Raw genomic sequence first — 13,822 nt, 5'->3', positions numbered from 1 at the left:
GGTGTAAACTTACGTTTTTGTCAACGGGTGGCAGGAAGCGTCATCCGCTACCACTTGCACGCGGCGCCAATTTTAGCGGACACTTCTTCAACATTTGATAGGTTGAACTCTGCGTCAACACGATCATTTGCCTCTATTCGAACGGCAAACTTATCATTGTTGCGGAGCTTCTTGATAAACGGAATCGCTTTGGATCCGTCCCAGAGTCCCACCGCCTTGTAGTTCGTCGACCTTGTCCAAAGGCTCGATGCGGCAGGCTCATCACCGATTCTGGTCGTCACGCGAACAGTGTCGTCTGTCATAAACATATTGGCACTGAAGACGACCGTTGTCCTGTTTTCCGAGCAACGCAAAATAAGCAAAGCTTCGCCATCGCCAACGCCTGTATATGAAACCTTCGTAGGGAGGAGACCCCCAGCAACGGTAGAGCTATCGTCAAACGACGACTTGTCCTCCGTCACCTCCCATTTGGCTACGTCTGTTTTGGCCGGCTCCGAAGTCGTTGCTGCTGCACCATTCGCACTCGACGCACCTGGCGTCGAGGAATCTTGCGCCTTTGGAACCAGCTTATCGAAGCATGTGAGTCTCTGCAGGGAATCCGCAATCATTGCGCACGCTTGTGGCGTTTCATCAGCAAACGCTGAGCCGCCAGCAGCAATTGCGAGCGTTACCGCGACCGCCACAAGAATGGCTTTAAGGAGAATTACCACAAAATTTCGCGGCGCATAGTTGTACGCTTAGATTTTGCACCCTTTACGCCGCCCTCACAAAACACCAGCGGCGCGTATCGAGTGAATTCCTCGGTTTCGGTAACTAGATTGGTACGACGAGAGGTACGACGCACCCCGCAAGAGCCCTTATTTCACGCCAAATCGGTCCAGTCTATCATGGGCGCCATTTGCCGACCCGGCCTGCAGGATAATCCTGAGCGTTTTTCGGTAGTCCCCGCAACTTTGCGGGGAGTGTCGAGAAGCGCTGCCGCAATGATAGGCTCACCGAACCGCGAATTTTGTCGTCAGCCGAGTTGAGCCATAATTTCGGATTGAATGGTGGCTGCGGTGTATAGGGAAGCGTCCAGCGGCAGACTCCCAAACGCAAGTTGACAAAGAAGATAGTTGGCGCCTGCCTCTTCCAGCTGATCAAGAAGAGTTTGTCGCACCGAAGCCGCCGTTCCTGCCACGCATAATTCACTCTCGACCGCCTCGTCAAAGGTCAGCGGCAGGTTTGGGGGAGTCGGGAGTTCGTTGAGCTCATAAAGGAATTTAAAGCTCCTAAGCCAATGTTCGTAGGCAGACGCTGCGAGCGAACAGGCATGCAGGTCAGAACGTCCAATCACGACCATGCGGAGCAATCCACGAAATGGCGCTTGATCGTCTGCGCTCGTGTCGTGCTCTCGATGGGCGCGGAAGGCATCAGTAATTTTGCGGACGGAAGAGGAAGGTCCGACGCACGCGATATTCGCGCCGTTCGCAGCGGCCCAGCGGGCTGATTCAGGTCGGTTGGTGGCGATCCACGTCGGCGGATGCGGACGTTGATGAGGTCGTAACGTCAGAGGAATGTCGCTCAGCTCAAAATGCTCGCCTTTATGGGATAGCGTGCCGCCTTTCATCGCATTAACAAGGATTTCACTGGCTTCCGCGTAGCAGCCTGGCGCCGCCTCCGCACCAATCCCGAAATAACCCAACTCGACCGGGAGAGAGCCGCGCCCTATCCCGAGTTCGACCCTACCACCGCTCAATTGGTCCAGCATGCAGATTTCTTCGAACGCCCGCAGCGGATGATAAAGCGGCAGCAGCATGACGAGGGGCCCGACACGAAGCCGACGCGTGCGCTGTGCGACACTCGATAAGAACAGATTTGGCGATGGACCTCTCCCATGCGGGGTGCAGTGGTGCTCAGCGAGATGGTACGCATAAAAACCAAGGTGATCGCACACCTCTGCTAACCTTAGGCGATCTGAATATTGCTGGGCGATGTCGCAGCCGTCCTCGTCGAGATGATCGAAGATGCCGAAGGTTAGATTGGAAGGAAAGGCGTTTCCCATGTGATTGTCTCCAAATGTTTGACTAAAAAATCTAAATCCAGGTGATCAAAGAGGTTGGTTTCGGCCCGTTATCCACGTGCGGGCCTCCAAATGGTGCACCGGGGACAACCAGTCCCCGACACGGTTGCGTCGACCTCGTGCTGTTTTAAAATCTCAGGTCCCGCAATATCGTCTTGGCTGTTGAGTGGTGTCTGCGCGACAAGCAGCGACTAACGGTGCTTAACCGGCAGACTCTGCATCTTCAGGCTTTCAGAAATGTCACGGGCGGCGGAAAGGAATGCATCCATTTGCGTTTTCGTACCGATGCTGACGCGGATATAATTTTCCAAGCCATCATCGGGAAAGACGGCTACAAGTATCTTTTGCCTTTCCAAAGACGCTTGCCACCAATTGCCGTCTTGTCCCGGTGGCACACGCGCAAGCAAAAAGTTTGTGTGGGACGGGATCACAGAAAATCCGAGTTGAGACAGGGCAATGGTTGCTCGGTGTCTTTCATCTTTGATATATCGGTGGTTCTCGTCGTAGGCGGCGCGGTGCGAAAGGATGCTAATGCCGACCGCATGGCCGATCAGGTTCATGTTGAAGACATTTTGGAGGTTGCGTAGCCTCCCAATAAGTTCAGGATGACCGAAGCCGAAACCAACGCGAATGCCGGCGGCGGCATAGCTTTTCGAAAATGTTCTTAAGACTAGAAGGTTCGAATGGCGATTGATAAGCCGCAGAGCATCATCGGGTGCAAAATCGACATACGCCTCATCCACCACTATCAATCGGTCGGATTGCGCGGCTAGGCTATCGATATCGGCGACCGGAACAAATGTCCCAGTCGGATTGTTCGGATTAGCTAGCAGGATGAACTTTGCATCTTTTGCGGGACCGAGAAGCAATTGCCCGATTGGCAACGAATAAGCTTCGCCCCATCCGATTTCGAGAAATCGAGCACCCTGCAACATGGCAAGTTTGCGGTTGAACGAAAAACCTGGCGACATCATCGCCACGCTATCGCCCGGAGCCAGGAAAGCTCTGTAGATGAGCCCCAGCAGTTCAGACGAGCCGTTGCCAGCGATCACCTGATCCTTGGAGAAGCCATAGGCATTGGCGGCTGCGTCCCGCAAGCTGAGATTGTCATCTTCGGGATACAGATAATGCCGTTCGAGAGCCGCAAGCGCACTTTGCATCACCATCATCGGCAACGGAAATGGATTCTCATTCGTGTTTAGTTTAACGCAATTGGCATCCGGGCCCGGTTGATTGGACGGCACCGCACTTAACTGTCTCGCCACCTGCGAAAGAGCCAAAAGCACGCCTTGCAGTTTTGCATCAGACATATCTTTTCTCCGTTCCAGTTAGTTAGCCGACCCGTGAGCACGTGATCGGCTGTCTCCTGCTGAAGCCAATATGGCTTCGGACGTTCGTGCCCCCGATCGGGGGTAGCAATGATCATCCCGTCGTTAGATAGCCAGGGACCGCCGTGGCCGCCTGCAAAATGCTCAAGCCTTCGCATTAAAGCGTCATTTCTCCTCCATTCTCCTCTCGAGGAACTGTTCGATCTTAAGCGCCAGCGCCGCGGGCTCGTGGCCAACCGTTTCGAGACGCAGCTCAGGGCTCTCAGGGACCTCATAGGGCGAGGACACGCCGGTGAAGTTCGCGATCTTGCCCGCGAAGGCCTTCTCGTAGAGGCCTTTCGGATCACGCCGGGCGCACTCGTCGAGCGGTGTGTCGACGAAGATCTCGATGAACTCGTCCTCCTCCATCAATTCGCGCGCCATGCGCCGCTCGTCGCGGAACGGCGAAATCAAGGAGACGAGAACGATCAGGCCTGCGTCAGCCATGAGCTTGGCAACCTCTGCCACCCGGCGGATATTCTCGACGCGATCGGCTTCGGTGAAGCCAAGGTCCCGGTTCAGTCCGTGGCGCACATTGTCGCCGTCGAGCATATAGGTGTGTTTGCCGCGGGCGTGCAGCAGGCGGTCGAGCGCGTTCGCGATCGTCGACTTTCCCGAGCCGGAAAGGCCCGTGAACCACAAGACCCCGGGCCGCTGGCTCTTCGTCGCCGCGCGCGCCCCCTTGTTCACGTCGGTGACCTGCCAATGGACATTGTCGGCGCGCCGCAGTGGGAAGTCGATCATGCCGGCGCCGACCGTTGCGTTGGTCGCCCGGTCGACCAGGATGAAATTGCCGGTCGACCTGTTGTCCTTGTAGGCGTCGAAGGCGATCGGCGCCTGTGTCGAGATGTTGCAGACGCCGACCTCGTTCATCTGCAAGGATTTCGCCGCCTCTCGGGCAAAGCTGTTGATATTCACCTGGTGCTTCAGCGCCGTGACCGTTGCGCTGACGCTGTCCGTTTCCGTCCGCAGGATATATCTTCGCCCGGGAAGCATGGGATTAGCGCCGAACCAGATGACATGTGCCTGGAACTGATCCGCTACAAACGGTCTCGATGAGGGTGCGACCAGCATGTTTCCGCGCGAGGCATCGACCTCGTCCGAAAGGACGAGTGTCACGGCCTCGCCCTCGGCCGCGGCGGCCAAGCTCCCGTCGAAAGTCACGATCGCCTTGACTGACGAACGCTGCCCGGAGTTTGCAACGACGACCGGATCCCCAACCGAGATCCTGCCCGAAGCCACCTGCCCGGCATACCCGCGGAAATCCGCATTGGGCCGCATCGCCAGTTGAACCGGAAAGCGGAACGGCCTTTCCTCAACGGGCGGGTCGAGTTGCACCGTTTCGAGGTATTCGAGAAGTGCTGGCCCCGTGTACCAGGGTGTGTTCTGTGATGCCGAAATGACGTTGTCGCCGAACCGTGCGGAGATCGGGATGGGCTGGATGCTGGCAAAGCCCAGTTCCTTGGCAAAGACCATGTAGTCGGCGACCATTTCGTCGAAGACCAATTGCCGGAAGTCGACGAGGTCGATCTTGTTGACCGCCACGACGACATGGCGGATGCCGAGCATCGACGCAATATAGGAGTGGCGCCGCGTCTGCTGGAGAATGCCCCGGCGGCTGTCGATCAAGATTATAGCCAGGTCCGCCGTCGACGCGCCGGTCACCATGTTGCGCGTATATTCCTCATGGCCGGGAGTGTCGGCGACGATGAACTTTCGCTTCGACGTGGCGAAGTAACGGTAGGCGACGTCGATGGTGATGCGCTGTTCACGCTCCGCCTCGAGCCCATCGAGAAGCAGGGCGAGGTCGATCTCCTTCCCGTTGGCGGCACCGACGCGCCCGAGATTTGCCAACTGATCCTCGAAGATCAGCTTCGCGTCGTAAAGCAAGCGTCCGATCAGCGTCGATTTGCCGTCGTCGACCGAGCCACACGTGATGAACCTCAGGATCGACTTTTTGTCGTGCTCGGTCAGATGCGCCTCGATGTCATGCGGCGGCACAGTTTGAAGATACGACATCAGAAGTACCCCTCCCGCTTCTTTTTCTCCATCGCCCCGACTTCGTCCGAGTCGATCAGGCGGCTTTGCCGTTCCGACGTGCGCACCGTCAGCATTTCCCGCAAGATGTCCGGAACCGTGGCAGCGTCGGATTCAACTGCGCCGGTCAGCGGATAGCAGCCGAGGGTGCGGAAACGCACCAGGCGCTCCGCGACCTCTTCTCCAGGCTGGATCGGCATGCGGCCGTCATCGATCATGATCAGCGCGCCGTCGCGCCGCACCACCGGCCGGCGCGCCGCGAAATAGAGCGGCACGATCGGAATCGTCTCGCGCAGGATATATTGCCAGATGTCGAACTCGGTCCAGTTGGACAGCGGGAAGACTCGCATCGTCTCGCCCGGCCCGACGCGCGCGTTATAGGTCTTCCACATCTCGGGCCGCTGATGCTTCGGATCCCAGCCATGCTGAGCGTTACGGATCGAGAAGATGCGCTCCTTGGCCCGCGACTTCTCCTCGTCGCGCCGCGCTCCGGCGAGCGCTGCGTCAAAACCGTATTTCTCCAGCGCCTGCCTGAGCGCCGTCGTCTTCATGGCGTGGGTGTGGACGTTGGACCCGTGGGTGAAAGGCCCAATTCCCTGATCGATCCCGTCCTGATTGACGTGCACCAGAAGGTCGAACTCGAGTTCGCGTGCCATCCGGTCACGAAACTCGATCATCTCCCGGAACTTCCATTTGGTATCAACGTGCAGGAAGGGAAAAGGTGGTTTGGCCGGGTAGAACGCCTTCATCGCCAGATGCAGCAAAACCGATGAGTCCTTGCCGATGGAATAAAGCACAACCGGGTTGGAAAACGTTGCAACGACTTCTCGAAGCACATGAATTGCTTCCGCTTCAAGACGTTGGAGGTTGCCAAGAGACATATTGATTATCCCTTTGGGACTAATGCGTCATCATCTCGAAGAATCTCGCGTAAGGTCCGTCTGCGAAGTGGCGCCGCAACGCGTCGAAATTCTCTACCGTTTCGTTCAGCGGCCGCGATTCCTGGCGCTCAAGGATCGCGCGGCCAGAAAGCTGATGCGATGGAACGCCCAAAAAATCCCAAATCGTTTCCAAGCATGCGGCGGGTTCACGAAGGAGCCTCTCGTACTCGATCTCAAGTAAGCTGGCCGAAGCGAACGCATGCTCGACCCGAGCGTGGAAATCGTCGGCGGCCTTGAAGTAGGCCTCGCAGGAGGCGATCGGCAACTCGACCCGTGGCGGCGGAGCCGCATCGTCATCCGAACTGAATTTCAGCCACTGGCGGGTTTGCCTTGCCTGCACCAGGGACCGCAGGGACTCCAAGGTATTTCTGCGAGACAAGAAAATGACCTTGAGCCCCGGCCAACGGGACAGCTCGTCAAAAAAGTCCGGACGTTCCTGAAACTGAGGTTCGTTGATCTTGCACCCAACATGCGTCACCTTCTTGTCGCTACGCATCGGGAAACGCAAATAGGCGAGCTCGAGGAGCTCGCAATCGCTCAGTAGCAGGCGATCCTTATCGGGCCAATTTGTATCATACGTGTTGAGTAACTCGCCGTTGCTCAACACGTTCGGATGCTCATTTAGCAACGCTTCGAGATAGTGCGTTCCAGTCCTTGGCATCCCAAGGATCGCAAATGGTTCAGGTGATAATGCGGAGTGGGTCATTGCATGTGTTCCCAACATAGTTCGCGAAGGTGTGGGTGGCGAGCCAGCACTAGAATCTCGGGCCGCGCAGATCGGCGCGAGTTCTCAACCCGCGTGTCTCCTGTGGCAGTTCTCAAAAACGGTCACGAGACCAACCGGCGGCGTCACTTTGAATGAGGAGGCCGACACCCGGTTCATGGCGACGGCGTTCCATAACGCTGATAGATCGATTGGATTCCATCCAGGACTTCGCGCGACAGGCTGACTTCCACGCTGGCGATGCTGTGCTTTAGTTGCTGCACGGAGGTGGCGCCTACCAGGGTGCTTGCAACAAACGGCCGGCTTCTGACGAATGACAACGCGCCGTGCACCGGATCGATGCCATGTTCCCGGAAGAGCGTCGTATATGCGAGTGCCGCGTGCTGCGCCCTTTCACTACTGTAGCGGAAGAACCGTCCGAACAGGTTCAGGCGCGAGCCAGTTGGTCGCTGACCCCCCAAGTATTTGCCAGTCAGCGTGCCCATCGCGAGCGGTGAATACGCCAGGTGCCCCACCTGTTCACGCAGCGCCATCTCGGCAAGGCCGTTCTCGAAATCCAGGTTGAGTAGATTGTATGGATTCTGCATGCTTATCACGCGGGCTAACCCCCATGAGTCGGCGTAATGCAGGAACCGGGCAAGGCCCCAAGGTGTTTCGTTGCAGAGCCCGATGTGACGAACGCGACCGCTTTTGACGAGCGCGTCCAAAGCCTCCAGCGTCTCCAGGATAGGGACCGTGTCATCGTCGAGTTCATACTGGTGGTCGATTGACTGGAAGACGTTGGTGCTGCGGTCAGGCCAATGCAGTTGGTAGAGGTCGATATAGTCCGTCTGGAGCCTTTGGAGGCTGGCGTCCACGGCCTCGAACAGATTGGCGCGCGTATAGCTGACGCGGCCGTCGCGCACGTATGGTAAGTACGCTTTGCCTGCGCGAGCAGGCCCTGCGGCCTTTGTCGCAAGCACGACGTCTTGCCTGCGACCACTCTTGCGTATCCAGCTCCCGATATAACGTTCCGTCAGTCCATGTGTCTCGACGCGGGGTGGCACAGGGTACATCTCTGCGGTATCGACAAAATTTATGCCCGCATCCAGGGCTGCGTCCAGTTGCGCGTGCGCCTCAGCTTCCGTGTTCTGCTCTCCCCAGCTCATGGTGCCCAGACCCAGCATGCTTATTTTCAGGCCGCTGCGGCCCAGTTCGCGGGACTGCATCGCGCATCTCCTTCTTGTATGGGTGGCGTCAAGGCATCAGACGCCGACGAAACAGTGCCGCCGACAGGAAAAACGGCAATACCGCGTAGATGCAGAGCGCGCCGATATGCAGGCCCATGCTGTCGGCCGGACGGCCAAGCATGGCCGGACGAATGAGCTCGATTGCATGTGCCAGCGGCAAGAAACGTGCTGCCTGCTGAAAAACGTCGGGCAATTGAGTGATTGGAAAGACCGCGCCACACAGGAACAACATCGGTGTGAGGACGAGCGTCTGGTAAAACACGAAGTAGTCGTAACTGGGAGCAAGCGCGGTGATGACCATTGCCAGGCTCGCGAAGGCTAACCCGGTGAGCGCGATGACTGGCAGCGCATAGAGGATGGACGGCCACGCCGCATAGCCCAGCACGGCGGCAACAATTGTTATTCCCGTACCGGCGAGAAAGGCCTTTGTGGCTGCCCACGCCAATTCGCCAAGAACGATGTCGCCAAGCGTAAGCTGTGTGTAGAGGATTGCTTCCCATGTGCGCTGAGCGTGCATGCGAGCGAAAGCCGCGTAAATCGTCTCGAAGGTCGCAGAGGTCATTGCGCTTGTCGCGACCATGCCGCCTGCCAAAAACGCCACATACGAAGTACCGTCAACGCGACCTACGATGACTCCGAGGCCAAAGCCGAGACCGAACAGGTAGATCATAGGATCGGCCAGGTTGCCGAGAATTGACGCGAGCGCGACCTTCTTCCACGCCAGATAGTTGCGGCGCCATACTGCGATCCAGTTCCAAGCGTTGGCGGGCAGTGCCGCAGCACACAGTTCACGCATCGTTCATTTCTCCATCTCGCGCCCGGTCAGCCGCAAAAAAACATCCTCGAGATTTGGCGGCCGCTGCAGAAGACGCAAACCCGCATGCCCGCGCAGCTGCAGGCGCACCTGTTCCGGATCGGGCGCATAGCAAAAGAGTGTCTCGCCACTCACCTCGATGCGCTGCGCATAGGGGCTGATGAGCGAACGCAGTTCATGCGGATTGCCGCCGTAGATCTCGATCACCTGGCACCCGATCTGCTCGTCGATCAGCGCATGAGGGCGGCCTTCGGCGATCTTGCGACCTCTTTCGAGCACGCACAGCCGATCGCACAACCGCTCGGCCTCTTCCATGAAGTGGGTCGTCAAGATAATCGTTATGCCGCGCGCCAGTAGGGAACGCAGGCGCTCCCAAATCAGGTGGCGCCCGTGCGGATCGAGACCGGTGGTCGGCTCGTCCATTACAAGCAGCTGCGGATCGTTGATCAACGCACGCGCCAGCGTCAGGCGCCGCTTCATGCCGCCGGACAGTTCAGAGACGCGCGCATGGGCCTTGCTCTCCAGGCGGGCGAACTCGAGGAGCGACGGGATCACCGCTTCGACCTCGCGTGTGCTCATGCCGAAGTAGCGCCCGAACACCAATAGATTTTCGCGCACAGTAAACTCGAGGTCGAGATTGTCGAACTGCGGGACCACGCCGATGCGCGCGCGGGCCAAGCGAGCGCGAGCCGGCACCGGCACGCCGAGCACCGTAATCTCCCCCGCATCAGGCGATGTCATGCCGAGGACCATTCGCGCAATCGTGCTTTTGCCCGCGCCGTTCGGTCCCAGCAGGCCGAAGCATTCCCCTGCGGCAACGCGGAACGACAACCCGTCGACAACGACCTTGTCCTCATATGTCTTGCTTACGCCGGCAAGATCGATTGCTACCGTGGACATTGCGTTCATCTTACCGTGAAGGTCGCGTCGTCTGGCGATCGCTCAGTTACCTGCGTTTTCGTGAACAGCTGGCCGTCGCACCATATGTGTTCAACGCGTCCCCACTCGCAGGCTGCAGCTGCATCCGGGAAAAAGCCACGTCCATGGTAATTGGCACTCGTGTTGCAAAGCAGCGGAATGCCCGTGAGTTTTTCATATTCAACGAGTAGCTCGGCGACTTTGTGTTGAGAGCTTCTGGATATCGTTTGAAGTCGCGCAGATCCGTCGAGATGGACAACAGCGGGGATTTTGTCCTGCCATTCCATTCGCGTCTCGTGATCGAACAACATGTAGGGATCCGGCGTTCCGGGGCTGAATATTTCCGGCGCACGGTCCTCCAGGCATATCGGAGCCACCGGACGGAAGTGTTCGCGAAGTTTGACTTCGTTCAGAAAATCCTTCATTTCCGGCGAAGTCGCGGCTGCGAGAATGCTTCTACCGCCTAACGCCCGTGGTCCAAGCTCGGCGCGCCCGGAAAGGAAAATAACGGGCTTGTTGCCGGCGAGGATGCTGGCGAGTTCCGGCATACTGCACGGCGTGGCCTCCCATCCGGGCGGCACATGGCCACTTTGCAGGACCGAGCCACTGTAGACCGACCATTCCAGCGGTACGAAGCCTTGCTGCGCCACCATGGCGCTGCAAGCGGCACCGATTGCCGAGCCGCTGTCATTCGGAAAAGGCGGTACCCAGACGGAATCGAACAGGCCCGCCCCGCGCAGTGCACTGTTCCATTTGATATTGAGGCCGCAACCGCCGACGATGCACAAATTTCGCTGTCCTGGAAACGGATGGCGCTTCAAGGCAATTGTCATCTCGCGAACGAGGAGACGCTCGAGAAAGAGATGAAACGATGCCAGCACATCTTCGGGTGGCTTTTCCCCCAATCGAAGGACGCTGGCATCGAAGAAATCATGCACAGCCGCAAGCGTCGTATCTGCGTTGTTGATGTCCGCGCGGTAACGACGGGCAGCCTCGGTGTTGGCCGCAAAGCGCTCCTCGTAGAGCTCCTGAAACACCGCCACGATGTCTTCATCAACCGACCCCAGTGCTATATAAGCCATCAGCTTGCCGGCGACACCTAGATCCCAACCACCGCGGCTCGCCCGCTTATAAGGTCCGAAATAATGGCCCGCGGCAGCGTAGGCTTGGCCTATCACCGGGGACAAGCATTCGAGGAACCGTGCGCCCCGGCCCTCGACGTAATAGAGGCGCGGAAAGATGCAGCCATCCCACACCAAGCAGAACGCGGGTTGTCCGGCCGTCGCAAAGGGGCTGGTGCAGTATGCGGAGGCCACATGGCCCGTCACATGGGGATAGCTCTTATAAGGAAAAACCCGGTCATCGAGCAGCAAGCCGGAGCCGTCGAGGCAATCGAGAAGGCCCTCGGCATGGCGTTCAACATAAGGCGCCCCCTTGAGTGTTAGGGGAACCACGCCACTGAGGACCTGGAACTGCGACTCGTCCTCACCATCCCAGCCGTCGATCACGAACTGATCAACATCGCACGGATTCAGACCGTGTTCCGCCAAAGCGGTGACGACAGCGTCGAGATTGTCGATCGTTTGATATCGTGGATTGTTGTCCCGCTTCTCCTGCTCGACGCAGAAGACGAGGCGTCCCTCTTCGATCAGGGCGATCGCCCCGTCATGGGTCAGCTTGATACCACAGATGCGCATAGTGTCTCCATGTCTAGTCGACAATTCGATTCATCAGGAACCGGATTCCGGATTCCGGAAACGGGCGAGCAAGCAGTCTTCGTTGACCGATTCACCCCGGCACTCGAGACGCTCTACCTCGACCAAGGTTTCGTTCAGCATGGCGATGACTGTCTCAGCGCCGGCAGCGTGACCCCAGCGCCGGCAATTGGCATCGCGTGCCGATCCGAAAACCAGGTGCCCGCCTGGCGCAAGCAGCTGTACCAAGTTTCGGACCGCCGCGCGCATCTCGGCTATGTCTCCGACATAGTAGAGAACCTCCGCCACAACGATCAGGTCGAACAGCTCGTCAGCCGAAAACTGCTGAACATCGGAGACTATCCAGCTGATGTGCGGCGGCTCCCCCATTCGTCGACGTGCTAGAGCAATCGCTCGCGGCACGACATCGATCACCGTGAGCCGCTGGCAGTTGGGCGCTAGTCTCTCCGTGAATGCGCCGGCAGCGCAGCCTACTTCGAGTGCATTTGTGATCGAACCTTGGTTAAGAGACAGTCGGAGCATTTGCGTGTGACGCTCCCGCTCGAACGGATTGCCGTCGAGCCGCCACGGATCGTCTGCGGCCAGTTCCCGACTGAGCAATTCATGATTCATGTTCTGGGTCAAACTCATCCACCTAGGTAAAGTAACTGTCACTCGTCGCTGCAAACGACGTCAGATGCCATCGGCCTCGCAGAATCCCGCGCGAGATTGAACCTGCGAAGCGGAGCCGCATGGCCCGAGTATTCGGTAGTGCTTGATTCAGCGATCGGACTTTGGATGGGGGCCTGCTTTCCCCCCTTGTTTGATGCGTTGGCAGTAGAGCCGCGCGACAGCCAATCGCTATTGCTCAATGTGCACAACGCATAGGCTTTCAGGGGCAGCAGGAGAAAGATGTTGATGAATGTGTGCAGCGAAAAGCAAAGAAATCGAAGTTGGCGAGCACGAAAAGCGACCACGGTGCAGCGAATCATGGTCATGGACACGATCATCAGGCCTGTCCACCAAGGCACGGTGTCTGTCAGTGCGAGCTCTGCGAGCCCCGTTAGTACCGATAGCGCGAGCAGGAGCGGGCCGAGATTCTGTCCGACCACGTCCAGCGTGAGATAGCGATCGAGGCCGGGCAGTAGGCGCAGCCCAAGCAACGTGTCCCGGAACGTGCTGCGTGCCCAGCGAAGTTGTTGGCGCAGATACGGTCCTAGTTTGTCCGGAACGACTGTAGCCGCGATAGCGCCTGGAACGTACTCGGTTCGAAATCCTGCCTTCAGCATGAGGATGGTGAGATGGCGATCCTCGCCGAAGTCGCTTGGCTTGCCCCGAAAAAATTGCGACTCGTACTGATCGAGCAGCGAAAGGAGCGCGGACCGGCGATACATAGCACATGGGCCGCAGCAGCACATAACGGCACCGAAGCGAGCCTGTGCCGCACGCTCCTCGTTGCAAGCCAGCCAGTATTCCATATCGATCAACCGGGTCAACCAAGTGTCGCTCCGATTACTGGCCGTCAACTGCCCCATGGCCGCGCCGACCGCTGGATCTTGCATCTTCGGTACGAGCTTCGCGATGACGTCGGACGCGAGTATTGTGTCTGAGTCGACGTTCAGCACCAAATCTCCAGAGGAGCGGCGTATCGCGGCGATCTGCGCCTTGCGCTTTCCAACGTTCTCGGGAAGCAGAATGACATTGAACATAGGGTCGAGCGCATAGGCGGCATGTACCGGTGTGACAGCGTCGCGATTTCTGGAACCGTCATCAACCACATAGACTCGGACTTCTCCGGCGTATTCCTGGTTTGCAATGGAAGCCAGGCACTCCGAAAGCGTGCGCGGGTCTTCGTTGAAACAGGGGACGATGACATCCACGCTCGGCAGCTGGTCGGAGCCGACCAGGTCCTCCGACGCTGATGAATTGTTTGCCGGCACAGAGTAAACGACCTGCATGCTTTTATAAGCAGTCGAGAGCAGCGCATAGAGCGAGATGGCGACAGTGCTAGTTGTGTCAAGCAGATTCATGGAATA

The 13,822-nt window shown here is 58.1% G+C and carries 12 protein-coding genes; all 12 read right to left on the bottom strand.

The genetic code is table 11. The annotated features are described in order from the left end of the window. Nucleotides 1-47: 47 nt before the first annotated feature. Nucleotides 48-710 carry a type VI secretion system-associated protein TagO gene (locus RGR602_RS34990; RefSeq protein ID WP_052451694.1) on the bottom strand — a complete coding sequence of 221 codons (663 nt, stop codon included), beginning with the start codon at nt 708-710 and terminating at the stop codon, nt 48-50. A gap of 305 nt (nt 711-1,015) precedes the next feature. Next, entirely contained in the window at nt 1,016-2,044 is a 1,029-nt protein-coding gene (locus tag RGR602_RS21980; protein WP_040114232.1) for an LLM class flavin-dependent oxidoreductase, read from the bottom strand. 209 nt (nt 2,045-2,253) lie between these two features. Next, nucleotides 2,254-3,372 (bottom strand): pyridoxal phosphate-dependent aminotransferase, encoded by a 1,119-nt coding sequence (locus RGR602_RS21975; RefSeq protein WP_040114231.1) that lies wholly within the window; start codon nt 3,370-3,372, stop codon nt 2,254-2,256. A 183-nt stretch (nt 3,373-3,555) separates the two neighbouring features. Next, the gene (gene nodQ, locus RGR602_RS21970) at nt 3,556-5,448 is read right to left on the bottom strand and encodes a bifunctional sulfate adenylyltransferase/adenylyl-sulfate kinase NodQ (protein WP_040114230.1); all 1,893 of its coding nucleotides are present in this window, start codon (nt 5,446-5,448) and stop codon (nt 3,556-3,558) included. Then, on the bottom strand, nt 5,448-6,347 hold the full coding sequence (cysD, locus tag RGR602_RS21965) for a sulfate adenylyltransferase subunit CysD (protein WP_040114229.1): 900 nt from the start codon (nt 6,345-6,347) through the stop codon (nt 5,448-5,450). The genes nodQ and cysD overlap by 1 nt, the downstream gene beginning before the upstream one ends. A gap of 19 nt (nt 6,348-6,366) precedes the next feature. Beyond that, entirely contained in the window at nt 6,367-7,113 is a 747-nt protein-coding gene (locus tag RGR602_RS21960; protein ID WP_040114228.1) for a sulfotransferase, read from the bottom strand. A 173-nt stretch (nt 7,114-7,286) separates the two neighbouring features. Next, nucleotides 7,287-8,339: an NADP(H)-dependent aldo-keto reductase gene (locus RGR602_RS21955; protein ID WP_040114227.1), complete on the bottom strand. Its 1,053-nt coding sequence runs from the start codon at nt 8,337-8,339 to the stop codon at nt 7,287-7,289. A 28-nt stretch (nt 8,340-8,367) separates the two neighbouring features. Then, a complete protein-coding gene (locus RGR602_RS21950; RefSeq protein ID WP_040114226.1) occupies nt 8,368-9,156 on the bottom strand; it encodes an ABC transporter permease in 789 nt (262 codons plus the stop codon). Nucleotides 9,157-9,159: 3 nt separating this feature from the next. After that, the gene (gene nodI, locus RGR602_RS21945) at nt 9,160-10,074 is read right to left on the bottom strand and encodes a nodulation factor ABC transporter ATP-binding protein NodI (RefSeq protein WP_040114452.1); all 915 of its coding nucleotides are present in this window, start codon (nt 10,072-10,074) and stop codon (nt 9,160-9,162) included. Between the two features lie 5 nt (nt 10,075-10,079). Next, nucleotides 10,080-11,789 carry a nodulation protein NodU gene (gene nodU / locus RGR602_RS21940; RefSeq protein WP_040114225.1) on the bottom strand — a complete coding sequence of 570 codons (1,710 nt, stop codon included), beginning with the start codon at nt 11,787-11,789 and terminating at the stop codon, nt 10,080-10,082. A 33-nt stretch (nt 11,790-11,822) separates the two neighbouring features. Continuing rightward, nucleotides 11,823-12,437 (bottom strand): nodulation methyltransferase NodS, encoded by a 615-nt coding sequence (nodS, locus tag RGR602_RS21935; protein WP_040114224.1) that lies wholly within the window; start codon nt 12,435-12,437, stop codon nt 11,823-11,825. 20 nt (nt 12,438-12,457) lie between these two features. Further along, entirely contained in the window at nt 12,458-13,816 is a 1,359-nt protein-coding gene (gene nodC, locus RGR602_RS21930; protein ID WP_040114223.1) for a chitooligosaccharide synthase NodC, read from the bottom strand. Nucleotides 13,817-13,822: the final 6 nt, after the last annotated feature.

Origin of the sequence: Rhizobium gallicum bv. gallicum R602sp (assembly GCF_000816845.1) — a bacterium.
GTDB classification, from domain to species: Bacteria; Pseudomonadota; Alphaproteobacteria; order Rhizobiales; family Rhizobiaceae; genus Rhizobium; species Rhizobium gallicum.
Note: the sequence above shows the minus strand (reverse complement) of the source record. Positions and strands in the feature narration are given on the sequence as shown.